The organism is Pseudomonas sp. MWU12-2345, from assembly GCF_023242385.1.
Classification (GTDB): domain Bacteria; phylum Pseudomonadota; class Gammaproteobacteria; order Pseudomonadales; family Pseudomonadaceae; genus Aquipseudomonas; species Aquipseudomonas gingeri_D.
Genome location: NZ_JALLJA010000003.1, coordinates 416,724 through 438,086 on the forward strand (window position 1 = coordinate 416,724; position 21,363 = coordinate 438,086).

At 62.3% G+C, this 21,363-nt stretch carries 22 protein-coding genes; 11 read left to right on the forward strand and 11 right to left on the reverse strand.

The features are described 5' to 3' along the window. Positions 1–146: 146 nt before the first annotated feature. A complete protein-coding gene (locus M5C71_RS10050) occupies positions 147–1,388 on the reverse strand; it encodes an acyl-CoA dehydrogenase family protein (protein WP_248767746.1) in 1,242 nt (413 codons plus the stop codon). Positions 1,389–1,790: 402 nt separating this feature from the next. Here M5C71_RS10050 and sfnG point away from each other — a divergent pair, with 402 nt between their 5' ends. The 4 genes from sfnG to M5C71_RS10070 all read left to right on the forward strand — a co-directional run bounded on the left by sfnG (position 1,791) and on the right by M5C71_RS10070 (position 5,802). Beyond that, a complete protein-coding gene (gene sfnG, locus M5C71_RS10055) occupies positions 1,791–2,891 on the forward strand; it encodes a dimethylsulfone monooxygenase SfnG (RefSeq protein WP_103494795.1) in 1,101 nt (366 codons plus the stop codon). A gap of 167 nt (positions 2,892–3,058) precedes the next feature. Then, positions 3,059–4,282 (forward strand): SfnB family sulfur acquisition oxidoreductase, encoded by a 1,224-nt coding sequence (locus M5C71_RS10060; protein ID WP_248745530.1) that lies wholly within the window; start codon positions 3,059–3,061, stop codon positions 4,280–4,282. 4 nt (positions 4,283–4,286) lie between these two features. After that, entirely contained in the window at positions 4,287–4,952 is a 666-nt protein-coding gene (locus M5C71_RS10065) for a methionine ABC transporter permease (RefSeq protein WP_248745529.1), read from the forward strand. Positions 4,953–5,031: 79 nt separating this feature from the next. Continuing rightward, the gene (locus M5C71_RS10070) at positions 5,032–5,802 is read left to right on the forward strand and encodes a MetQ/NlpA family ABC transporter substrate-binding protein (protein ID WP_152736907.1); all 771 of its coding nucleotides are present in this window, start codon (positions 5,032–5,034) and stop codon (positions 5,800–5,802) included. 13 nt (positions 5,803–5,815) lie between these two features. Here the strand turns inward: M5C71_RS10070 and soxR are convergent, their stop codons facing one another. Next, entirely contained in the window at positions 5,816–6,277 is a 462-nt protein-coding gene (soxR, locus tag M5C71_RS10075) for a redox-sensitive transcriptional activator SoxR (RefSeq protein ID WP_248767747.1), read from the reverse strand. A gap of 94 nt (positions 6,278–6,371) precedes the next feature. Here soxR and M5C71_RS10080 point away from each other — a divergent pair, with 94 nt between their 5' ends. Next, positions 6,372–6,737: an antibiotic biosynthesis monooxygenase gene (locus M5C71_RS10080; RefSeq protein WP_103494824.1), complete on the forward strand. Its 366-nt coding sequence runs from the start codon at positions 6,372–6,374 to the stop codon at positions 6,735–6,737. Here M5C71_RS10080 and M5C71_RS10085 read toward each other — a convergent pair. The 4 genes from M5C71_RS10085 to msuE are packed head-to-tail and all read right to left on the reverse strand — an operon-like array spanning position 6,734 to position 10,758. Then, on the reverse strand, positions 6,734–7,837 hold the full coding sequence (locus M5C71_RS10085; protein ID WP_248745528.1) for a sigma-54 dependent transcriptional regulator: 1,104 nt from the start codon (positions 7,835–7,837) through the stop codon (positions 6,734–6,736). The two genes, M5C71_RS10080 and M5C71_RS10085, sit on opposite strands and share 4 nt — an antisense overlap. 8 nt (positions 7,838–7,845) lie before the next feature. Continuing rightward, positions 7,846–9,033: an acyl-CoA dehydrogenase family protein gene (locus M5C71_RS10090; protein ID WP_103494789.1), complete on the reverse strand. Its 1,188-nt coding sequence runs from the start codon at positions 9,031–9,033 to the stop codon at positions 7,846–7,848. Between the two features lie 3 nt (positions 9,034–9,036). Beyond that, positions 9,037–10,185: an FMNH2-dependent alkanesulfonate monooxygenase gene (gene ssuD, locus M5C71_RS10095; protein ID WP_152736906.1), complete on the reverse strand. Its 1,149-nt coding sequence runs from the start codon at positions 10,183–10,185 to the stop codon at positions 9,037–9,039. 9 nt (positions 10,186–10,194) lie between these two features. Next, a complete protein-coding gene (gene msuE / locus M5C71_RS10100) occupies positions 10,195–10,758 on the reverse strand; it encodes an FMN reductase (protein ID WP_103494787.1) in 564 nt (187 codons plus the stop codon). A 398-nt stretch (positions 10,759–11,156) separates the two neighbouring features. Here msuE and M5C71_RS10105 point away from each other — a divergent pair, with 398 nt between their 5' ends. From M5C71_RS10105 to M5C71_RS10120, 4 genes are all read left to right on the forward strand, one after another. After that, positions 11,157–11,426: a hypothetical protein gene (locus tag M5C71_RS10105; protein ID WP_248767748.1), complete on the forward strand. Its 270-nt coding sequence runs from the start codon at positions 11,157–11,159 to the stop codon at positions 11,424–11,426. 105 nt (positions 11,427–11,531) lie between these two features. Continuing rightward, positions 11,532–12,158 carry a LysE family translocator gene (locus tag M5C71_RS10110; RefSeq protein WP_103494785.1) on the forward strand — a complete coding sequence of 209 codons (627 nt, stop codon included), beginning with the start codon at positions 11,532–11,534 and terminating at the stop codon, positions 12,156–12,158. A 243-nt stretch (positions 12,159–12,401) separates the two neighbouring features. Next, a complete protein-coding gene (locus M5C71_RS10115; protein WP_248767749.1) occupies positions 12,402–13,571 on the forward strand; it encodes an aminotransferase class V-fold PLP-dependent enzyme in 1,170 nt (389 codons plus the stop codon). A 46-nt stretch (positions 13,572–13,617) separates the two neighbouring features. Beyond that, positions 13,618–15,426 (forward strand): aminopeptidase P family protein, encoded by a 1,809-nt coding sequence (locus M5C71_RS10120; RefSeq protein ID WP_152736903.1) that lies wholly within the window; start codon positions 13,618–13,620, stop codon positions 15,424–15,426. Between the two features lie 53 nt (positions 15,427–15,479). Here the strand turns inward: M5C71_RS10120 and M5C71_RS10125 are convergent, their stop codons facing one another. After that, positions 15,480–16,379: a LysR family transcriptional regulator gene (locus M5C71_RS10125; protein WP_152736902.1), complete on the reverse strand. Its 900-nt coding sequence runs from the start codon at positions 16,377–16,379 to the stop codon at positions 15,480–15,482. A 101-nt stretch (positions 16,380–16,480) separates the two neighbouring features. Here M5C71_RS10125 and M5C71_RS10130 point away from each other — a divergent pair, with 101 nt between their 5' ends. Further along, positions 16,481–17,479 (forward strand): zinc-dependent alcohol dehydrogenase family protein, encoded by a 999-nt coding sequence (locus M5C71_RS10130; RefSeq protein ID WP_248767750.1) that lies wholly within the window; start codon positions 16,481–16,483, stop codon positions 17,477–17,479. 5 nt (positions 17,480–17,484) lie between these two features. On the opposite strand, the gene M5C71_RS10135 is transcribed toward M5C71_RS10130, so the two are convergent. Continuing rightward, a complete protein-coding gene (locus tag M5C71_RS10135) occupies positions 17,485–18,081 on the reverse strand; it encodes a 2-hydroxychromene-2-carboxylate isomerase (RefSeq protein WP_248767751.1) in 597 nt (198 codons plus the stop codon). 39 nt (positions 18,082–18,120) lie between these two features. Beyond that, the gene (locus tag M5C71_RS10140; RefSeq protein WP_103494779.1) at positions 18,121–18,861 is read right to left on the reverse strand and encodes an SDR family oxidoreductase; all 741 of its coding nucleotides are present in this window, start codon (positions 18,859–18,861) and stop codon (positions 18,121–18,123) included. A 92-nt stretch (positions 18,862–18,953) separates the two neighbouring features. On the opposite strand from M5C71_RS10140, the gene M5C71_RS10145 reads away from it, so the two are divergent. Further along, a complete protein-coding gene (locus tag M5C71_RS10145; RefSeq protein ID WP_103494778.1) occupies positions 18,954–19,517 on the forward strand; it encodes a TetR/AcrR family transcriptional regulator in 564 nt (187 codons plus the stop codon). Here the strand turns inward: M5C71_RS10145 and M5C71_RS10150 are convergent. Together M5C71_RS10150 and rhtA are read right to left on the reverse strand one after the other, a co-directional pair. Then, on the reverse strand, positions 19,489–19,812 hold the full coding sequence (locus tag M5C71_RS10150) for a hypothetical protein (protein ID WP_103494777.1): 324 nt from the start codon (positions 19,810–19,812) through the stop codon (positions 19,489–19,491). The genes M5C71_RS10145 and M5C71_RS10150 overlap by 29 nt on opposite strands. A gap of 166 nt (positions 19,813–19,978) precedes the next feature. Beyond that, on the reverse strand, positions 19,979–20,866 hold the full coding sequence (gene rhtA / locus M5C71_RS10155; RefSeq protein WP_103494776.1) for a threonine/homoserine exporter RhtA: 888 nt from the start codon (positions 20,864–20,866) through the stop codon (positions 19,979–19,981). Between the last annotated feature and the right edge of the window lie 497 nt (positions 20,867–21,363).

Here is a 21,363-nt window from a genome sequence, read left to right on the forward strand (position 1 = left end):
GGTCGGCTTACTATCGGCAGGTGGCGCGGCAGGGCCGCGCCGAAAGGCCGTCATCTTACCCATTACCGAATGTTGCCGCGACCTTATCCCATGGGGTGCTTGTTCTGACGCCTTCGCGGCGGTGGACCAGGCACCACAAATGTTGACTATGACTTTGATTGCGGGCCGTTACCGATCTGCCAATCATAGGGCGGCTCAGTCCCGTTGATCCGCCAATCCCCGACAATCCTTGCCTTGTAGATCGCCGGATTATGCGACGACACCGTCCGCGCATTGCGCCAGTGTCGGTCCAGCGCCTTGCCCTGGCGGACATCCGAAGCCCCCAGGGCATTGAACAATTCACTGGCGGCCCGCTGGATCAACTCGGACACCACCACCTGGGCGGTGGCGGACTCGATTTCCGCGTCCACATTGGCTTGCCGTTCAGCCTCGGTGTCAGCACCGAACCGGGCAATATAAGCCCGTTGCGCCGGATGCGCGGCCCGTACCGCACTGGCTTCGGCGGCATACACCAGGGCGGCGACTTCGCCCACCACCTGCTGCACCTGGGCGTCGCCACTGACATGGGGGGCATTGCCGTGGCTGTAGATTCGTTTGCGCTCGCGGACCTGATGCGCCACATCCTTCAACGCCGCCCGGCCGATCCCGGCGAGGGTCGCCAGCAACACCAACTGATAGAACGCGGTCTGGTATTTGAAGCGGGTGGCGAAGTCGATTACATGCCCGGCTTCCACCGGGGCATCGATAAAACGCGAGGTCCCGCTGCCGGTGGTGCGCTGGCCGAAACCATCCCAGTCGTCGCTGTGTTCGACCCCCGGCTGGCGTGCGCGCACGGCGGCGATGACATTGCCACCGGTGTCGCTGCGGCGGGCGTAGACGTCGATCCAGTCGGCAAAAATGCTCCCGGTGCTGTAGAACTTCTCGCCATTGAGGCGCCAGTGTTCGCCATCCGGGGTGACTTGGGTGCCGACATCGCCAATCACCACGTTGCCGATTTCGGTCCAGGCGCAGCCGACGATATCGCCGTCGACGAAGCGCTTGAACCACAGGTCGCGATTCGGCCCGGGCGCGGCATTCAAGCGGTCCTCGGCAAAGGCGAAATGTCCGCGCAAGGCCTGGGGCACGTTGGAGTCGGCTTCGGCCAGTTCGATCAGCAATTGGAACAGCTGGGGCAGGGAAGCACCGCCACCGCCATATTCCAGCGGCACCCGCACGGCGCCGAAACCGGCCTGCTTGAGCCACTGGATCGGCTCGTGGGGCAGGTTGCTCGATTGCTCCCGTTCCAGCGCCCCGGCGGCGATACGGGCGAAGATCGGCCGAAAGCGTTCGGCCAGGGATTCGTAGTCGACGCCAAGGGACAGCGGGTTGATCACCTGGTGTTCGGTCATGGGACAGCTCCTTGAGGGCAGGCAGAGAAAAATGCGATTGCCAGGAGCGGTTGCAGGGTCCATGCCGAGAGCGCCAGGCCCGGTGGCGCGGGCGGTTGCCGTGGGCGGGTGAGGGACAACTGTTGCCTGATGCACAGCGCTTCAACAAATCGTCCGCCAGGCCACAGCGCCCGGGGTGTATCGATCCCGTGTGGGTAGCGCGCTTTTGTGGGAGAGGAGCTTGCCCGCGAAGCTCTTGGCGGCCTTGAGTACGCCTTCGCGGGCAAGCTCCGCTTCCACATAAACGTCGCTCCCGCATAAACACTTCCTCCACTGAGGCCTCTTTCTGCCAGGAGGGTTCCCGGTCACTGGCACGCTTGCTGCTCTGACCCTCTGACATTCCCCGGTCCGAGGTCAGATACCATGAGTCAGCAAGCCGTAAAATTCGCCTACTGGGTGCCCAATGTCAGCGGTGGGCTGGTGGTCAGCAAGATCGAACAGCGCACCCGTTGGGATATCGACTACAACCGCAAGCTGGCGCAGTTGGCGGAAGAGGCCGGGTTCGAATACGGCCTGACCCAGATCCGTTTCACCGCTGGCTACGGCGCCGAATACCAGCATGAGTCGGTCGCCTTCAGCCATGCCCTGCTGGCCGCGACCACCAGGCTGAAGGTGATTGCCGCGATCCTGCCCGGCCCCTGGCAGCCGGCGCTGGCGGCCAAGCAGCTGGCGACCATCGATCAACTCACCGGCGGCCGGATCGCCGTCAATATCGTCAGCGGCTGGTTTCGCGGTGAGTTCCACGCCATCGGCGAACACTGGCTGGAACACGACGAGCGCTATCGCCGCTCCGAAGAGTTCATCCGTGCGCTGAAAGGCATCTGGACCGAAGAGCAGTTCACCTTCAAGGGCGATTTCTACCGTTTCAACGACTACAGCCTCAAACCCAAGCCCCTCAGCCAACCACACCCGGAGATTTTTCAGGGCGGCAGTTCCCGGGCGGCGCGGGATATGGCGGCGCGGGTCTCGGATTGGTATTTCACCAACGGCAACACGCCCGAAGGGATCAAGGCCCAGGTCGATGATATTCGCGCCAAGGCGGCCGCCAACGGCCACTCGGTAAAAGTCGGGGTGAACGCCTTTGTCATCGCCCGCGACACCGAGGAAGAGGCCCGTGCGGTGCTGGCGGAAATCATCGACAAGGCCGACCCCGAGGCCGTCGGCGCCTTTGGCGATGCGGCGAAACAGGCGGGCAAGTCGTCGCCGGAAGGCGAAGGTAACTGGGCCAAGTCCAGCTTCGAGGACCTGGTGCAATACAACGACGGCTTCAAGACCAACCTGATCGGCACGCCGCAGCAGATCGCCGAACGGATCGTTGCCTTGAAAGCCGTGGGCGTGGACCTGGTGCTGGCGGGATTCCTGCACTTCCAGGAAGAGGTGGAGTACTTCGGCAAACGGGTGTTGCCGCTGGTGCGGGAGCTGGAAGCGAAGAAGGTCGCAAGGGCGGAGGAAGCGCTGGCCTGAGGTCTCGTCCAGGTGTTCACCCAGCAACAGTGAAGCGGCATTGTGTTCTTCTGCGTGCGCCGCGCTATTGCTGGGTAAACGCCATAACCCTATGAAAATCAACAAATAATAATTCAGGCACAGAAGCTGCAATAACCCAGGCAACATTATTCGCCCGAGAGCGTTCCATGTCGTCCTTGCCTGAATCCGCCGTTTACCCGATCCATTCCCCCAATGCCCACCTGATCCGTGACGAGGCCGAAGCGCTCGCGGTTGCCCACGGCGTTGCCGCTTATCTGCTGGAGCACGACGCAGAGCGTGATCGCACCCGCCAGGTGCCCGCCGAAGTGGTGGATCGCTATTCCAACAGTGGTCTCTGGGGCATCAGCGTGCCGCGCGAATTCGGCGGCGCTCAGGTTTCCTATGCGGTATTGGCCGAAGTGATTGCGATCATCTCGGCGGCCGATCCGTCCCTGGGGCAGATCCCGCAGAACCACTACTGCCTGCTGGAAGACATCCGCCTGCAAGGCACCCCCGAGCAGCAAGCGCATTTCTTCGCCCTGGCCCTGCAGGGCCATCGATTTGCCAATGCCCTGTCGGAAACCGGCGGCAAGAATGTCCAGGACATCCAGGCGACGATTCGTCGTCACGGCGACGGGCATGTGATCAACGCTCGCAAGGGCTACTGCACCGGCTCGTTGTACGCCCACTGGCTGGCGGTACTGGCCCTGGACGAAGAGCAGAAAGGCCAACTGGCGTTTGTTCAGCGCGGTACGCCGGGCCTGGTGATCGTCGATGACTGGGACAGCATCGGCCAGCGCACCACTTCCAGCGGCACGGTGCTGGCCGAGGATCTGAAGGTGCCGGCCTTCAACCTGTTCCCCACGTATCGCTCCTACGAAAGCCCGACCCTGGCCGGGCCTTTCGCCCAACTGACCACCGCCGCCATCGATGCCGGCATTGCCCGCGCGGCTCTACGCGATACCGTGGCTTTTGTACGCGAATACGCCCGTCCGTGGATCGACTCCGGGGTGGACAAGGCCAGCGAAGACCCCCTGACCATCATTCAGATCGGCGGCCTGGAGATCCGCCTCGAAGCCGCCGAAGCCTTGCTCGAACGAGCCGGCAAGGCCCTGGATGCCGCGCGTCCGGCCCCCGATGAAGGCAATGTCGCCCGGGCCTCGCTGGCGGTGGCCAAGGCCAAGGTGCTGACCACCGAGATTGCCATCGAGGCCAGCAACAAGCTCTTCGAACTGGGCGGCACCCGTTCGACCTTGAAAAAGCACAACTTCGATCGCCACTGGCGCAATGCCCGGGTTCACACCCTGCACGACCCGGTGCGCTGGAAGTACCACGTGGTCGGCAACTGGTTGCTCAACGGCATCAAGCCACCGCGTCACGACTGGTCCTGAGTCCATGGCTGAATGGTTGAAAAATATCTACTGGGCGGACATCGCCCAGGCCTGCCTCGACACCCTGAGCATGCTCGCGGCGGCCCTGGGTTTCACCGTACTGCTGGGCCTGCCCCTGGGGGTGCTGCTGTTTCTCACCGGCAAGCGCCAGTTGCATGAAACCCTGCTGGTGTACCGCACCTTGTCGGTGCTGGTGAATATCCTGCGTTCGCTGCCGTTCATCATCCTGCTGATCGTGCTGATTCCCCTGACCACCTTGCTGGTGGGCACGTCCCTCGGGGTGCCGGGGACCATCCCGCCGCTGGTGGTGGGTTGCACGCCGTTCTTCGCCCGGCTGGTGGAAACCGCCTTGCGCGAAGTCGACCGTGGCGTGGTCGAGGCGACCCAGGCCATGGGCGCCAGCACCTGGCAGGTGATCCGCCACACCCTGTTACCCGAAGCCCGCGCGGGTTTGCTGGCGGCGGTGACGGTGACCGCCATCGTGCTGGTGGACTACACCGCCATGGCCGGAGTGATCGGCGGCGGCGGACTGGGGGACCTGGCGATCCGCTACGGCTACCAGCGTTTCCAGACCGATGTGATGGTAGTCACCGTGATCCTGCTGCTGGTCCTGGTCCAGGGCCTGCAAATGACCGGTGATCGTCTGGTGGCCCGCTACAGCCATCGTTGAATTCATTACCCATAACCCTGAACAACCCTGGCCCAACGTCCGCCACACGCCGGCCCCTTTTGCCTCTCTGGAGCACAGCATGAAAAAGACCCTGGCCATCCTGGCTGCCCTGATGTCCCTGGCGGTTCACGCCAATGAAAAACTGATTGTCGGCGCCACCCCGGTGCCCCACGCGGAGATCCTCGAGTTCGTCAAACCGGAATTGGCCAAGGAAGGCGTCGATCTGGAGATCAAGGTGTTCAATGACTTTATCCAGCCCAACCAGCAGTTGGCGTTGAAGAACCTGGATGCCAACTACTACCAGTATCGGCCGTTCCTTGATGACTACAACAAGACCCGCCACACCAACCTGGTGCCGGTGGTCGGCGTGCATATCGAGCCGTTCGGGGCTTACTCGACCAAGATCAAGCATATTTCCGAGCTGAAGGACGGTGCCTCGGTGTCGATTCCCAATGATCCGGTGAACACCGGGCGGGCCTTGGTGCTGCTGCACGAAGCGGGTTTGATCAAGCTCAAGGACCCGAGCAATACCCTGGCGACCCAGCACGATATCGTCGAGAACCCCAAGCACCTGAAGATCCGCGAACTGGAAGGGGCGATGCTGGCCCGGTCGGTGAGCCAGGTGGATCTGGCGTTCGTATTTGCCAACTACGCGCTGGAAGCCGGGATCGACACCCATAGCGCGTTGATCGTCGAGAAGGGCAAGGACCTGTATGTCGAGTTCCTGGTGGCGCGGCCGGACAATATCAATGACCCGCGTATCCAGAAACTGGCCAAGGCGCTGAATTCCGATGCCGTGCGGCAGTTTATCCTGACCCGCTACAAGGGTCAGATCGCCCCGGGGTTCTGAACCATGGACAGGCTCACCGCGGCTCCAGCAGCCGCGCGCCTGTCCCATGGGCACCCAACATATCGCCATAGTTGCGCAGCGGGCAGTTCTCCATCGACAGGCAACCACAGCCGATACATCCGTTGAGCTTGTCCCGTAACCGGGTCAACTGGGCGATGCGTTCGTCCAGCCTGCTCCTCCAGTTTTCCGACAGGCGCTTCCAGTCTTCGGCCGTCGGCGTGCGGCCTTCGGGCAGGCTCTGCAAGGCCTGGTGAATCTCCGCCAACGGAATGCCCAGGCGCTGGGCGACCTTGATCAGGGAGACCCGGCGCAACACCTCGCGCGGATAACGACGCTGGTTACCGGCATTGCGATAGCTCTGGATCAGGCCTTTGGATTCATAGAAGTGCAGGGCGGTCACCGCCACGCCGCTGCGGGCCGCCAGTTGGCCGACCGTCAGGGCCTTGTCCGTGGGCAGGGGTTTTGGTGTTGCCATGGCGAGAAATCTCTTGACCTTGAGTTAACTGGAGGTTTTACCCTGCGTGGCCTCGGATCACAAGATCCTGTCTGACTTCACGGGGAACCTTTTCATGCCGTCGACAGAACAAAATCGCAGTTTTACTCAATTGATCCAGTTCGAGATCGAGCCTGTCCAACTGGAGGCGCTGGTCTCTGCCTTGTCCAGGCAGACCGAGCGACTGGCCCGGGTCGAGGGTGGCTTTATCAGTGGCACGGTGCAGGCCAGCGACGACGGTCGGCGTGTGCTCAACACACTGCAATGGCGTTCCAGGGAAGATGGCGAAGCGGCATTTGCCCGTTTCGAAAGCGGCGAAGAGGATTTCTGGGCACTGATCCGCGCCCACCATGCCAAGGCGGTGAGCTTCGATTCGTTCCAGGTGCTGCGCAGCATCGAGCGCAGCCAGGACGACGCCTTGCAGTGTGCCCTGGTGGGCTAGATGGACAGTTGCAACATCCGGTCACCCTGGACGTTTTCGCCTGCCCGGCGCTTGTTCACCGCCAACTCGCCGATCTTGATCAGCCGCGTGCGTGTCACATTGCGGCTCAGGCCCAGCAGGGCGGCGGTGTGCACCTGGTTGTAGTGGCTGAAACGGTAGGCGGCGCGTAGCAACGCATCCTCGACCTTTTCATGCAACGCGCCGGCCTGCTCCTCGAAGAGTTTCTGAAAAGCCCGGTTGAGCAAGGCCTCGACCGAGTCATCGAGAGCGCTGCCGCTGTCGTCCTGGCGCTCGATGCGCAGGTTCGACAGACGCAGGTCGTCGCGCTCGATCACGCCGTCATGGCAGATCAGCAAGGTGTGATGAATGACGTTTTCCAGCTCACGGATATTGCCCGGCCAGCCGTAGCTCCTGAGCTTCTGTTCGGCACCGGGGCTGATGCGGATATCGCCATAACCCAGGCGCTGGCTGTAGCTCTCGATAAAGTGCCGGGTCAGCGGCAGGATATCGCCGGGGCGTTCGCGCAGGGGGCTGAGCTCCAGGCTGACGACGTTGAGGCGGTAATACAGGTCTTCGCGAAAGTGCCCGGCGTTGATGGCTTTTTCCAGCTGCACATTGGTGGCCGCCAGCACCCGCACATTGATCGGGATGCTTTTACGCGAGCCCAGGCGCACCACTTCGCGTTCCTGCAGGACCCGCAGCAGCTTGACCTGGATCGGCATCGGCAGGTCGCCGATCTCGTCGAGGAACAGGGTGCCGCCGTCGGCCTCTTCGAACCAGCCGGCCTTGGCGCTGAGGGCGCCGGTAAATGCGCCTTTTTCATGGCCGAACAGCTCGGCTTCCACCAGGGATTCGGAGAAGGCCCCGCAGTTGACCGCGACAAACGGGCGGTTACGCCGGGCGCTGAGGTTATGGATATGCCGGGCCACCAGCTCCTTGCCGGTGCCGGTTTCACCGATGATCAGCACGCTGGCTTCGCTCGGCGCCACTTGTTGCAGGTGGGCGAGCAGGGCCTGGGACTTGGGGTCTTCGAAGACCTGGGCGGTGGCGCGGATGGAGGTGGCCAGGGCCGGCGAGGGCGGTAACGTTAGCAGCTGCATAGGCTTCTCTAGGAATAAAAAGTGGGGATCGGCAGCGTCTGGTTCAAAGCCCAGTCGCCGAGTTCCTGGAGTTTGTAGTCCAGCGGGTCGTGCAGGCTCTGGGTCCGCAGGTTGCGCCAATGGCGGTCCAGGCGCAGGGAGGCATGGGTCGAGCGGGCACCGGTGACTTCGAACAACTTGCTGCACAGGGCCAGGCCTTCGCGGTTGGCGGCGACCTTGGCCGTGGCGATGGCGATGGCCAGGTTGCCGCGCTCCTCGCCGCTGAGGTTCTGGCCCTTGGCCCAGGCCTGGTCCAGCAACCCGGCGGCGCGCTCCACCAGCAGGCGGACACCTTCGAGGGCGACCCAGAAGTCGCCGTAGTGGTTGAGCACGTAAGGGTCCTGGCGAATATCCCGGGCTGTGGATTTGAACCAGGGCCGGGTTTCTTCGAGGGTGTATTGCCGAGCCTCTTCGAAAGCCCCTTCGGCAATGCCGAGGAACATATGGGTCAGGGTCAGTTGCGCGATCAGGGGCCGCAGGCAGGCGAAAGGTGTGCTCAAGGGGCCGGGGTCGAGCAGCAGTTCGGATTCCTCGACCCGCACCCGCTCGAAGCTGGCGCTGCCGCTGTCGGTCTGGCGCTGGCCCATGTTGTGCCAGTCGTCATGCAGGGTGATGCCACTGCGCCCGCTGGGAATGGCGGCGATCAGCAACTTGCCGCCGGCGCTTTCGTCCACTGCCGAGGCGATCAGCATCTGCGAGTCGCTGGCGCCGGAGCAGAAGCTTTTCTTGCCGGAGAATTCGCGCCAGCCGCCGAGGTTGCGCACCACCGTGCGGGTGTCCAGGGGATTGAGGGCATTGCCCCAGAACCAGTTCTTGCGTGCGGTCTGTTCGAACCAGGGTTGCCATTGTTCGGGACGGGAGAACAGGCGCACGGTGGCCAGCATCAGGTGATGGAAGCCGAAGACATGGGCAATCGAGCTGTCGACCTTGGCGAATTCGCGGACCACGTCCAGTGTCTCGCTCCAACGGCCGCCGAGGCCGCCGTACTGGGTGGGGATGCTCAGGGCCAGCAGGCCGCTGTGGCGCAAGGCGTCACGTTCGGCTTTTGGCGTGCCGCCGCGTTCGTCGCGCTCGACGGCGGTCAGGGCAAAATCGGCGGCCAGTTGCCGGGCGGTTTGCAGAGGGGTCAACAGGGCGTTGCGTGGCTGGGCAGTCACGGTTCAGGATCCTGTGGCTTGGGTTGGCAACACATCGTTGGCGATCATTTCGCCAAACGGCCCGGTCAGGTTGGTGATGCCGCGTCCGGCCAGGCTGGCGTAGGGCTCGGGCAGCAACGGGAACACCAGCTCGGCGAAGCGATAGGCTTCTTCCAGGTGCGGGTAGCCGGAGAAGATGAAGCTCTCGATCCCCAGGTCGGCGTATTCCTTGATGCGCTCGGCCACCTGCTGTGGATTGCCGACCAGGGCCGTCCCGGCACCGCCACGGACCAGGCCGACACCGGCCCACAGGTTCGGCGCGATCTCCAGGTTGTCACGCCGTCCGTCATGCAACGCGGCCATACGCCGCTGGCCTTCGGAGTCGAAACGCGAGAAGGATTTCTGCGCGGCGGCGATGGTTTCGTCACTGATATGTTCGATCAGTTTGTCCGCGGCTTTCCAGGCATCTTCCGCAGTTTCCCGGACGATGACATGCAGGCGAATGCCGAAGCGCACGGTGCGACCCTTGCGAGCGGCGCGCTCACGCACATCGGCCAGCTTCGCCGCCACGGCGGCCGGCGGTTCACCCCAGGTCAGGTAGACATCGACCTGATCGGCGGCCAGGTCGTGGGCGGCGTCGGACGAGCCGCCGAAATACAGCGGCGGATAAGGTTTCTGTACCGGCGGGTAGAGCGCCTTGGCGTTCTGCACCCGCAGGTGCTTGCCTTCGAAGTCCACCGCCTCGCCTTGCAATACCCGGCGCCAGATCTGGAGGAATTCGTCGGTCACTTCGTAGCGTTCGCCATGGTCGAGAAAGCTGCCGTCGCCACGGTTCTCGTCGGGATCGCCGCCGGTCACCACGTTGATCAGCAAACGGCCGTTGGACAAGCGGTCGAGGGTCGCGGCCATGCGCGCCGAAACCGTCGGCGAGATGATCCCGGGACGGATCGCCACCAGGTAACGCAGGCGCTCGGTCAGCGGTACCAGGGCCGAGGCGATGACCCAGGAGTCCTCGCAGGAACGTCCGGTGGGAATCAGCACGCCGTGGTAGCCGAGGTTGTCGGCGGCCTGGGCCACTTGTTTCAGGTAGTTGAGGGTGACCGGGCGCGCGCCCTGGGTGGTGCCCAGGTAATGGCCATCGCCGTGGGTCGGGAGAAACCAGAAAACATCCATGACAGTGCCTCAGGCGATTTTCAGCAGGGGTTTGGCGTGTACGCCGAACAGGGCGGTGGCGCGGTCGGCAGCCAGGCGGATGCGCGCCCTCAAGGGCTCACTGGTGATCTGGTAGTTGGCGAAGTCGGCCTCGGTGGCGTAGACACCGATGGGCAGGGTCAGGGCCTGGAAGAAACTGAACAGCGGGCGCAACTGGTGATCGAGGACCAGGGCATGGCGTTCGCTGCCGCCGGTGGCGGCCAGCAGCACCGGGGTGTCGATCAGGGCGTTGAGGTCGATCAGGTCGAACAGGTGCTTGAGCAGGCCCGGATAGGAACCGCGATAGACCGGCGCGGCGACGATCAGCAGGTCGGCGTTCTCAATGGCCTGCAGTTCGGCTTCAACCTCGGCGCTCAGTTCGCTGCGGGACAGCGCCGAGCCTAGGGGGCGGGCGATATCGCCCAGCTCGATCAGGTGGCTTTCGATGGGCAGTTGCTGCGTCAGTTCGGCCAGTATGGCCTGGGTCAGCACCAGGGTGCGGGAAGGGCGGTAGGTACCGCCGGACAGGGCAACGACTTTCAGTGCGCGAGACATGATCAGTTCCTTTTCAAACAGTTGCTCAGCGAGCAGGGTCAGTGACAGGGCATCAGCAAGAGCTGTACCAAGCGCCCAGATCCCCTGTTTGCAGGCACCTGGCGGGGTAAGCGAGGTGCCGGGTGCTGGCTGGCGGACTGTTTTGTTGATCGACTGTTGGTGGGCGAACAGTTGCCCGGGCAACAGTGGATAAGGTGTGAGAACCGTTGTAAGGGTTTTTTAATATTCCGTAAACGAACGTATTTCCATATTTATAGTTCATTAAGGAATATGTGGTGCCCGATCCCGGAACGACCTAGGCGATCGATAGCGACTATCGAGACGGGTGATTTTTGCCCTGTCGGCGCGCCCGGTAGCCTGTGTCTATTGCCTCACGCCAGGTTCTTGGGAGTTGCGCCATGAAACATTCATCCATGCTCTTGCTGTTGCTCGGTATTTCGTTGCTGGCCGGCTGTGCCAGTCATTCGTCTCCTGAACTACGGCCCTATAGCGCTGAAGAGAGTCGGGAGTTGGCGCTGGAAGCCCTGAACCGTCGCGGGCTGTCCTTCGATGAGTACCAGCGGGAGAAGGCGCAACTGATGGGGCAGCCGCGGAAGGTGCAGGGTTTTGATGGCCAGGGCGAGATCAGCGCCGATCGCGGCAGTAACAGACACAGTCCACAGAGCTGAAAGGTAAAACTGTATCGGTCCAAGTTTTTGCCAACTGTGCGTGAGTTCCGCCAAGTCGCTGGGATAGGCTGAGTCCCTGACTGAGCTTGTGGCTGGACGCTATTTATGACCCTTTCGCTGGACCTGCTGCTGGGCTTTGCTCTTTTCGCCCTGGTGACTTCAGTAACCCCCGGCCCTAACAACGCGATGTTGCTGGCGTCCGGCGTCAACTTTGGTTTCAACCGTTCCATTCCCCATATCTTGGGTATTTCCTGCGGCTTTTTTGTCCTGGTACTGGCGGTGGGTCTTGGTCTTGGCGCGGTATTCGAGGCTTATCCCGTGCTCTACTCGGTATTGCGTTATATCGGTGGCGCCTATCTGCTGTACCTCGCCTGGAAGATCGCCGGCTCCGGCCCGGTCAGCGAGTCGGAGCAGGGGGCGGGCCGCCCATTCGGGTTCTGGAACGCAGCGGCATTTCAGTGGGTCAATCCCAAGGCCTGGGTGATGGCGGTCGGCGCGATCAGCACCTACACGCCATTGCAGGGCTATTCCAGCAATGTATGGGTGATCGCGGCGGTGTTCGCCCTGATCAACGCGCCCAGCGTCAGTCTCTGGGCGGCCTGTGGCAGCCTGTTGCGCAATGTGCTGCGTGACCCGCGCTGGCTGCGGCTGTTCAATATCGGTATGGCGCTGCTGTTGGTGATTTCGTTGTATCCGATGTTGCATGAGAGTGCGCGGCAACTGCTGCGTTGACTCGTCCTTGTGTGTTTCCTGTGCCCCCCCCGTTGAAGCGGGCCGCTTGTTCCAGCAGGATTGACACTCGCAACACCTTCCTTGGGCCTGTAAGCTGGATTTCAGGAGCGTTCCTACGCACTTTTAAATGAAAGTTATCTTTCTTTAATCGTTTTCCATCGGGTATAGCTGTCCGCCCAACCACCAGGGTGGGTGATCAGCAAGAGATCGATCCGCGGGACACGCTTTATGAGTCTTTTTGCCATGAATGAACTTCCTCTGTATTTCGACTATGCCGCTACCACGCCGGTGGATGAGCGGGTGATCCGGGTGATGGTCGAGTGTCTCGGCTTTTCCGGCAATTTCGGCAACCCGGCGTCCAGCTCCCATGCCTTCGGCCAGCGCGCCCGGCAGACGGTCGAGCAGGCCCGGCAACAGGTGGCGAGCCTGGTGGGGGCGAGCCCCGAGCAGATCGTCTGGACCTCCGGGGCCACCGAATCGAACAACCTGGCCCTCAAGGGCGTTGCCCAGGCCCGGGGTGTCACCGGCGGGCATGTGGTCACCAGCCAGATCGAACACAAGGCGGTGCTCGATCCCGCCCGGCAACTGCAGGAAGCCGGTGTCGCCGTCACCTACCTGGTGCCGAATGCCGAAGGCTTGATCACCGCGGCGATGGTCAGTGAGGTCCTGCGCGAGGACACCTTTCTGGTCTCGCTGATGCTGGTCAACAATGAGCTGGGTACCCTCAATGACATCGCGGCCATCGGCCAGCGGGTCCGTGAACAGGGCGCGCTGTTTCATGTGGACGCGGCCCAGGGCGCGGGCAAGGTGGCAATCGACCTGGCCGCCTTGCCGGTGGACCTGATGTCGTTTTCCGCCCACAAGGTCTACGGTCCCAAGGGCATCGGTGCCTTGTATGTCGGCCCACGCGCGCAGCAGAAGCTGCACGCGCAGATCCACGGTGGCGGCCATGAAGGCGGCCTGCGCTCCGGCACCCTGGCCACCCATCAGATCGCCGGCATGGGCAGTGCCTTTGCCCTGGCCACCGAGCACCTGGAAGAAGAAATCGCCAGCATCGCTCATCTGCGCCAGCGCTTGCTCGAGCAACTGGCGGATGTCCCGGGCCTGCGCCTGAACGGCAGCCCGACTGAACGCATCCCCCATACCCTGAGTCTGACCTTTGCCGAAGGCGAGTTCGACGGCGCGGCGTTGGGTCGGGTCCTGGCCTACTCGGCGACGTCGGCCTGTAACTCCGCGAGCCAGGCGCCGTCCCATGTGCTGCTGGCACTGGGGCACGATGCACGCCTGGCCGGCCGGACCATTCGCCTGAGCCTGGGACGTTTTACCTCTGAGCAGGATATCGACCGCGCCGCTGCGGCGATCAAGGCAAGCTTGAGTGCGCCGGCACCGTTCTGGGCGAATGCCCAGCCCTGAGAGTGTCGGATAATAATTGAATAACAAGTGGTTGGCAGGAGACACAATGAGCACGCAGACCCCGAGTCAAGGAACCGTTCCCCAGCGTCTGGCACGCACCCGCGAACTGATGCGCCGTGAAGGCGTGCAGGCCTTGCTGGTGCCGTCGGCCGATCCGCACTTGTCGGAATACCTGCCGGCCTATTGGCAGGGCCGGCAGTGGCTGTCTGGTTTCCATGGCTCGGTCGGCACCTTGATCGTGACGCCGGAGTTTGCCGGCGTCTGGGCTGACAGCCGGTACTGGGAGCAGGCGACCAAGGAGTTGGCCGGTAGCGGTATCGAGCTGATGAAATTGTTGCCGGGGCAACCCGGTCCCTTGGACTGGCTGGCCGAACAGTTGCCGTCTGGTGGTGTGGTTGCGGTGGATGGCGCCGTCATGGCCTTGGCTTCGGCGCGAACCCTGGGCGACAAGTTGCAGGCGCGTGGCGCGCGGCTGCGCACCGACATCGATCTGCTCGACCAGGTCTGGGAAGACCGCGAGGTGCTACCAGACCAGCCGATCTACCCGCACCTGCCGCCGCAAGCGACGGTTTCCCGTGGCGAGAAGCTCGCCCAGTTGCGCCGGGAGTTGAATACCCGTGGCGCCGACTGGCATTTCATCGCCACGCTGGATGATATCGCCTGGTTGTTCAACCTGCGCGGTGCCGATGTGTCCTTCAACCCGGTGTTCGTGTCCTTTGCCCTGGTGAACCAGGAGCAGGCCACGCTGTTCGTGTCCCTGGGCAAGGTGAGTGCCGAGTTGGTGCAGGTGCTCAAGGCCGATGGCGTGACCTTGCGCGACTACAGCGAAATCGGCGCGGCGCTGGCCGGCATTCCGGCGGGAGCGGGCCTGCTGGTCGATCCGGCGCGCGTGACGGTCGGTTTGCTGGACAACCTTGCCGAGGATGTGAAGTTGGTCGAGGGGCTCAACCCGACGACCTTGGCCAAGTCCCGCAAGAGCCTGGATGACGCGGTGCATATCCGTCAGGCCATGGAGCAGGATGGCGCGGCCCTGTGCGAATTTTTTGCCTGGCTGGAAACCGCGCTGGGCCGTGAACGTGTCACCGAACTGACCATCGATGAACGCCTGAGCGCAGCCCGGGCGCGGCGTCCGGGTTATGTGTCGCTGAGCTTCAATACCATTGCCGCGTTCAATTCCAATGGGGCGATGCCGCACTACCACGCCACTGAAGCGGAGCATGCGCTGATCGAGGGCGACGGCCTGCTGCTGATCGACTCCGGCGGTCAATACCTGGGCGGCACCACGGACATCACCCGGATGGTGCCGGTCGGCACGCCGACGGCTGAGCAGAAACGCGATTGCACCCGGGTACTGAAGGGCGTGATTGCCTTGTCCCGGGCGCAGTTTCCCCGTGGCATTCTTTCGCCGCTGCTGGATCCTATCGCCCGGGCGCCGATCTGGGCCGAAAGCGTGGATTACGGGCATGGCACCGGCCATGGCGTCGGTTACTTCCTCAATGTGCACGAAGGTCCGCAGGTGATCGCCTATCAGGCGGTTCCGGCCCCGCAGACCGCCATGCAGCCGGGGATGATCACCTCCATCGAGCCTGGGACCTACCGTCCGGGCCGTTGGGGTGTGCGTATCGAAAACCTGGTGCTGAACCGTGAGGCGGGCAAGAGCGAGTTCGGCGAATTCCTCAAGTTCGAAACCCTGACCCTGTGCCCGATCGATACCCGTTGCCTGGAACCGTCGTTGTTGACGCAGGAAGAGCGTGACTGGTTCAACGCTTATCACGCCGAAGTGCGCGAGCGCTTGAGCCCGTTGCTCGATGGCGCGGCACTGGAGTGGTTGAACACCCGTACCGTCGCGATCTGATCACGGTTTTGTAGGAGCCGGCTTGCCGGCTCCCGCAATGGATCGCGCTGTGTTCAATCGCTCAGCAGGGCTTCGCTCATATAGTCGACAAACGCCTTGACCCTGGCGGACTGTCGGCGATTGGCCGGAAACACCGCATGAATCGGCAGCGACTGGGTCTGATAGTCGGGCAGAATCGCCATAACCCGCCCCGCCTGCAGATCCTCGGCAAACAGCCACACCGGCGACAGCGCAATGCCGAGCCCGCCCAGGACCATTTCCCTAATCGCCTCCGAATTGTTGCTCTGGGCATTGCCCTTGATGCGCACGCTGTAGCGCTGCCCGTCCTTTTCGTAGTACCAGAGGTTCTGGCTGCTCAGCAGATTGAATTGCAGGCAGTTGTGTTCGCTCAGTTGTTCCGGGGTTTGCGGTTCGCCCCGGCGCGCCAGGTACGCGGCGCTGGCGACGGTGATCCGCCGGGTATCGCCGATGCGCCGGGCGATCAGGTTGCTGTCGCCCAGTTCGCCGATGCGCAGACTGACATCCAGGCCTTCCTCGACCAGGTCCTGGTTCTGGTCGCTGAGTTGCAGGTCGATCTCCAGTTGTGGGTAGCGTGCGAGGAAGTCCGGCAGCCGACTGGCGATCTGCAAACGCCCGAAACTCACCGAGGAGCCGATGCGCAGGCTGCCGGCGACCTGTTCCCGGCCCGACTGAAAGCTGTGTTCGGCATTGTCCACGGCGGCGAGGATCTGCCGGCATTGCGCGTAGTAGCGTTGGCCCTCATCGGTCAGTGACAACTGGCGGGTGCTGCGGGCGATCAGCTTGCCGCCCAGTTCGACCTCCAGTGCCTTGAGGATTTTGCTGATGGTCGGCTGGCTGGTCCGCAGTTCCCGGGCCACGGCGGAAAAACTGCCGCGCTCGACGACCCGGACAAAAATGGCCATTGCATTGAGTTTATCCACGGGACGCCTCATTCATGCCAAAAGGGCATGATCACTATAACAATAACGCGTCTTATCGGCATGAGTGACGGGGCGCATGATCGCTCTCACTTCCACTGATCGAGATCGCCGACATGTCCCACTCCCTTGAAATGAACGCTCTGCTGGTCGACGCCGCCAATGCGCCGTTGCGCCTGGTTTCCATCGACCGTCCCGCACCCGCGGCGGGTCAGGTGCTGGTCCGTATCAAGGCCAGCGGCATCAACCCGCTGGATGCCAAGATCCGCGCCGGCCAGGCCGGTCATGCCCGTCAACCGTTGCCGGCAATCCTGGGCATGGACCTGGCCGGGGTGGTTGAAGCCCTGGGCGAAGGTGTCAGCGGCTGGGCGGTGGGGGATGAGGTGTACGGGTTGGCCACCGGGATCGGCGGTGCCCAGGGTTCGCTGGCCGAGTTTGCCGCGGTCGATGCTCGACTGTTGGCGCGCAAGCCGGCCAACCTGAGCATGGGCGAGGCCGCGGCATTGCCATTGGTACTGATTACCGCCTGGGAGGGCTTGGTCGATCGCGCCCGGGTAGGCGCCGATCAGTCAGTGTTGATTCATGGCGGAGCGGGTGGGGTCGGCCATGTGGCGGTGCAGATTGCCAAGGCGTTCGGCGCCAGGGTCTTCGCCACCGGTTCGGCCATGCAGCAGGCTCAGATCGAGAACTTTGGCGCGACCTTTATCGATTATCGGCAGCAGGGCGTGGAGGAATATGTCGCGCTGCATACCGCCGGCGAGGGCTTCGATATTGTCTATGACACGGTGGGCGGCGAAACCCTGGACCGGTCGTTCCAGGCGGCGCGGATCTATCACGGGCATGTCCTGAGCTGCCTTGGTTGGGGGCAACACAGCCTGGCACCGTTGTCCTTTCGCGGGGCCACTTACTCCGGGGTGTTTACCCTGCTGCCATTGCTCACCGGCCACGGGCGCGAGCATCACGGGCAGATACTGGCACAGGCCGCACGCTTGATCGAGGCCGGTCAATTGAAGCCTTTGCTCGATCCCCGGCGGTTTACCCTGCAAACCGCCGAGGAGGCTTATACCTTGCTGGCCGGCGGCGCGGCGCAAGGTCGGTTGGTGATCGAGATCTAGGTTATTCAGTCCTGGAGCAAGGCTTCGCGGACGAAGTCGAGGCGGTCCTGGCCGAAGAACAGCTGATCGCCGACAAACAGGCTCGGCGCGCCAAATACGCCGCGCTGCAGGGCCTGCTCGGTCTTGGCCTTGAGGACGGCCTTGACCTCTTCGTCCTGGGTCAGCGCGAGGACCCGCTGCGGGTCGAAACCCTTTTCAGCCAACACCCGGGCGACGGTGGTCGGGTCGTTCATGTTGCGTCCGTCGACCCAGAGGGCGTGATAGAGGGTGTCGACGAACTCGACAAAACGTTCCGGGTCGCGCAGCTGCACGCCAGTGGTCGCGCGCATCAGCATCAGGGTATTGATCGGAAAGTGCGGGTTGTAGAGGAAGGCGACGCCGTAACGACGAGCATAGCGCCCCAGGTCCTGGATCATATAGCGCCCCTTGGCCGGTATCTCGGCCGGAGAGGCATTACCCGTGGCCTTGAACACGCCGCCCAGGAGCATTGGCTGATAAACCAGCTGGCTGCCGGTCTGTTCACAGAGTCCGGGCAACTGGGTGTACGCCAGGTAGGCGGCCGGGCTACCCAGGTCAAAGTAGAACTCGACGGTTTTTTTCATGGATAAAGCATCCTTGTTGTTATTGTCGTGGGCTTGAGCTTACCAGCGTTCATTCCAGGGACGCAGATCGAGCTCGAAGGTCCAGGCATCGCGGGGCTGGCTGTGCAGGTACCAATAATTCTCGGCGATATGGGCGGGGTCGAGAATGCCGTCCTGATCCTTGAGGGCGTACTTTTCCGGGAAGTTGCTGCGGATAAAGTCGGTGTCGATGGCTCCGTCGACCACCACATGGGCCACATGAATATTCAGCGGGCCCAACTCCCGCGCCATGCTCTGGGCCAAGGCCCGGATACCGTGCTTGGCGCCGGCAAACGCGGCGAAACCGGCGGCCCCACGCAGGCCGGCGGTGGCACCAGTGAACAGGATAGTGCCGCGTTTGCGGGTGACCATGCGCTTGGCGACTTCACGGGCATTGAGGAACCCTGAGAAGCAGGCCATTTCCCAGATCTTGAAGTACTTGCGCGCGGTTTCTTCAAGGATGCTGCAGGGCACATTGGCGCCGATATTAAAGACGAATGCTTCGATCGGGCCGATCTGGCTCTCGATCTGTTCGATCAGGGCGATAACATCCTCTTCCTTGCGCGCATCGCAGGCAAACCCATGGGCTTCGCCGCCAGCCTGCTGGATGATCTCTACCAGGGGTTGCAACTTGTCGGCACTGCGCCGCGTGACGCAGGCGATAAACCCTTCGGCGGCAAAACGTTTGGCGATGGCACCGCCCGTAGCGTCGCCGGCACCGACGACCAATACGACTTTCTTGTTCTGGGTTGCAGTAGTCATGTGTGGATCGCTCTTTTAGTAAACGGTTGTTAACTAAACGAACGTTATGCTACGATTCACCCATCGTCAAGGCGGTCAACAGGAACGGCACCATGCGTTATTCCCTCAGTCACAAGCAGCAAACCCGTGAGCGGTTGCTCGAAAGCAGCGCGCTGTCGGCAAAACGGGAAGGTTTTGCGGGCGTCGGCGTCGACGGCCTGATGAAAGCCATCGGCCTCAGTGGCGGGGCGTTCTATGGCCATTTCTCGTCCAAGGACGAATTGTTCAGTTCAATTGTCGAGCGGGAATTGAGCCAGAGCCTGGTGCGGCTGGGCGGGGAGGGGGAGCCCGATCAGGCGCAGCTCAAGCGTTGCCTGAAGCTCTACCTGAGCATGAGCCATGTCGAGCAGCCGGAGAATGGTTGTGCCTTGCCCGCGCTGGGGGCGGAAATCGCGAGGGCGGATCTGGCGGTGCGCCAGCAGGCCGAAGACTGGATCTATCGGTTACAGCAGCGCTGGGCACAAGCACTGGGCAGCGAAAGCCGGGCCTGGTCGATTCTGTCCCAGTGCGTGGGGGCACTGGTGGTGTCGCGAATGCTGGTGACTCCGGACATTCAGCGCCAGGTGTTGCGATCCAGCCATGATGAAATCAATCGTCAACTGGCAGGGGCGGTTTAGGGCTCAGCGCGGAGGGCTTTTTGCAGATGATGATCATGCTGCGGCTGGTATAGCCGGCGGGGTTGAGGCCGAACGGGTAATCACCCGGGTCTTCCACGGCGTCGCCGGATTTGGCCAGCACTTTATAGCCGCTATCGCTGCAGGAGTCGGCGGCTTTGGTGTAGCACTTTTCCCAGGAGGATGTCAGCCCGGAACAGTTGATATGGACGCCACGCTTGCCGTATTTCATCGGTTTCGAGGTCGCAGCGCAGCCAGCGACGGCAAGTACTGCCAGGACTATCAAGAAGCGTTTCATTACCTTCCCTATCTCTGCCCCCGGATCAATCCGTCCGGTTTGGCTTTTTTCGTGCCGCCTGATTCTTCCTTGATGCCCCCGTCCAAAATATCCAAGGCTGGCATTGAGTTAGGCGTAAACATGTCCTATTTGAGCGGTAAATACCAGCGCTGGCTCACACTCTGTTTCAATCGACCGCGACGGGCGGTGCGGACTCCTTGCGCAGGGTCAGGGTAGCGCCGACGGAGGCGCAGATAATGCAGGCGATGGCGAGCCACTGGGCAACGGACAGGTACTCGTGGAGGAACAGCATCCCGGACAATGCGCCGAAGGAGGGTTCGATGCTCATCAAGGTGCCGAAGGTGCGCGCGGGCAGGCGCGTCAGGGCGACCATCTCGAGGCTGTAGGGCAGGGCGGTGGAGAGGATGGCAACGCCGATGGCCGCCGGGATCAGGGCTGGGGTGAGCAGCGCGGCGCCGGCGTGGACGATACCGATCGGGGCGATGAACAGGGCGGCAATCACCACGCCGAGCGCGGCGGTTTGAACGCCGTTGTCGTGGCCGGCTTTCTGGCCATAGAGGATATACAGCGCCCAGCAGACACCCGCTCCCAGTGCATAGCTGACGCCGAGCAGATCAAGGCTGGCGCTGGCGGCGCCGGTGGGGATCAACAGCAGCAGGCCACTGACTGCCAGGGCAATCCAGAGAAAGTCGATGGCCCGGCGTGAGGCGTAGATCGCCACCGCCAGGGGGCCGGTGAACTCCAGGGCAACGCCGATGCCCAGGGGCACGCTTCTCAAGGACATATAGAAGAGGAAGTTCATGCCACCCAGGGCAATGCCATAGATGATCACGGTGCGCAGGGATTTGGCGGTGAACTTGGCTCGCCAGGGGCGCAGGACCAATACCATGATGATGCTGGCAAATACCAGGCGCAGGGTTGTGGTGCCCTGGGCACCGACAATCGGGAACATGCTTTTGGCCAGGGAGGCACCGGATTGAATCGAGGCCATTGCGATAAGCAGCAGGCCGACGGGGAAAAGTGTCGAGGCCAGGCTGCGGGACTGCTGGGTCATGGGGAGAGTGTCATCCGGGGCTATATAAGGGAGGCAGGTGTATATGATGCGGAACAACGCATCATTGAGCAATATATTGCTCACTTTGTTGGGTTGGCTCGCTGGCTGTGGTGTTCATATAGGTGGAGCAAGGCTTAAGGGCCTCTTCTCGGGCAAGCCCTGCTCCTACAGTCCTCTGTCGTTCCCCAATTTTGTATACGACGCAAACCTGTAGGAGCAGGGCTTGCCCGCGAAGACGTCAGCACTAACGCCGCAGACCTTATTGTTTACGGCGTTTTTGGCCCTTATGACAGAAAAGTGAAAATAAGCGTTGACGGGAAATTCCACGGCTCTATAATTCGCCCCACTTCCGGCGCAGTCGAAACGGAAAAGCCTTTGAGATTCAATGAGTTACAAAGGTTTTGAGAGTTTTGGCAGGCGGATCGCTTCAGTTCATCGAAGTGTGGAAGTAGCTGAAAAGGCAGTGTGTTTTCGCCTCTTCAGCGGTTCGATCCTTT

Excerpts from the sequence above, each read along its gene's own strand:
- M5C71_RS10050 (WP_248767746.1), bottom strand. The coding sequence starts at position 1,388 with ATGACCGAACACCAGGTGATCAACCCGCTGTCCCTTGGCGTCGACTAC.
- sfnG (WP_103494795.1), top strand. The coding sequence starts at position 1,791 with ATGAGTCAGCAAGCCGTAAAATTCGCCTACTGGGTGCCCAATGTCAGC.
- M5C71_RS10060 (WP_248745530.1), top strand. The coding sequence starts at position 3,059 with ATGTCGTCCTTGCCTGAATCCGCCGTTTACCCGATCCATTCCCCCAAT.
- M5C71_RS10065 (WP_248745529.1), top strand. The coding sequence starts at position 4,287 with ATGGCTGAATGGTTGAAAAATATCTACTGGGCGGACATCGCCCAGGCC.
- M5C71_RS10070 (WP_152736907.1), top strand. The coding sequence starts at position 5,032 with ATGAAAAAGACCCTGGCCATCCTGGCTGCCCTGATGTCCCTGGCGGTT.
- soxR (WP_248767747.1), bottom strand. The coding sequence starts at position 6,277 with ATGGCAACACCAAAACCCCTGCCCACGGACAAGGCCCTGACGGTCGGC.
- M5C71_RS10080 (WP_103494824.1), top strand. The coding sequence starts at position 6,372 with ATGCCGTCGACAGAACAAAATCGCAGTTTTACTCAATTGATCCAGTTC.
- M5C71_RS10085 (WP_248745528.1), bottom strand. The coding sequence starts at position 7,837 with ATGCAGCTGCTAACGTTACCGCCCTCGCCGGCCCTGGCCACCTCCATC.
- ssuD (WP_152736906.1), bottom strand. The coding sequence starts at position 10,185 with ATGGATGTTTTCTGGTTTCTCCCGACCCACGGCGATGGCCATTACCTG.
- msuE (WP_103494787.1), bottom strand. The coding sequence starts at position 10,758 with ATGTCTCGCGCACTGAAAGTCGTTGCCCTGTCCGGCGGTACCTACCGC.
- M5C71_RS10105 (WP_248767748.1), top strand. The coding sequence starts at position 11,157 with ATGAAACATTCATCCATGCTCTTGCTGTTGCTCGGTATTTCGTTGCTG.
- M5C71_RS10110 (WP_103494785.1), top strand. The coding sequence starts at position 11,532 with ATGACCCTTTCGCTGGACCTGCTGCTGGGCTTTGCTCTTTTCGCCCTG.
- M5C71_RS10115 (WP_248767749.1), top strand. The coding sequence starts at position 12,402 with ATGAATGAACTTCCTCTGTATTTCGACTATGCCGCTACCACGCCGGTG.
- M5C71_RS10120 (WP_152736903.1), top strand. The coding sequence starts at position 13,618 with ATGAGCACGCAGACCCCGAGTCAAGGAACCGTTCCCCAGCGTCTGGCA.
- M5C71_RS10125 (WP_152736902.1), bottom strand. The coding sequence starts at position 16,379 with ATGAGGCGTCCCGTGGATAAACTCAATGCAATGGCCATTTTTGTCCGG.
- M5C71_RS10130 (WP_248767750.1), top strand. The coding sequence starts at position 16,481 with ATGTCCCACTCCCTTGAAATGAACGCTCTGCTGGTCGACGCCGCCAAT.
- M5C71_RS10135 (WP_248767751.1), bottom strand. The coding sequence starts at position 18,081 with ATGAAAAAAACCGTCGAGTTCTACTTTGACCTGGGTAGCCCGGCCGCC.
- M5C71_RS10140 (WP_103494779.1), bottom strand. The coding sequence starts at position 18,861 with ATGACTACTGCAACCCAGAACAAGAAAGTCGTATTGGTCGTCGGTGCC.
- M5C71_RS10145 (WP_103494778.1), top strand. The coding sequence starts at position 18,954 with ATGCGTTATTCCCTCAGTCACAAGCAGCAAACCCGTGAGCGGTTGCTC.
- M5C71_RS10150 (WP_103494777.1), bottom strand. The coding sequence starts at position 19,812 with ATGAAACGCTTCTTGATAGTCCTGGCAGTACTTGCCGTCGCTGGCTGC.
- rhtA (WP_103494776.1), bottom strand. The coding sequence starts at position 20,866 with ATGACCCAGCAGTCCCGCAGCCTGGCCTCGACACTTTTCCCCGTCGGC.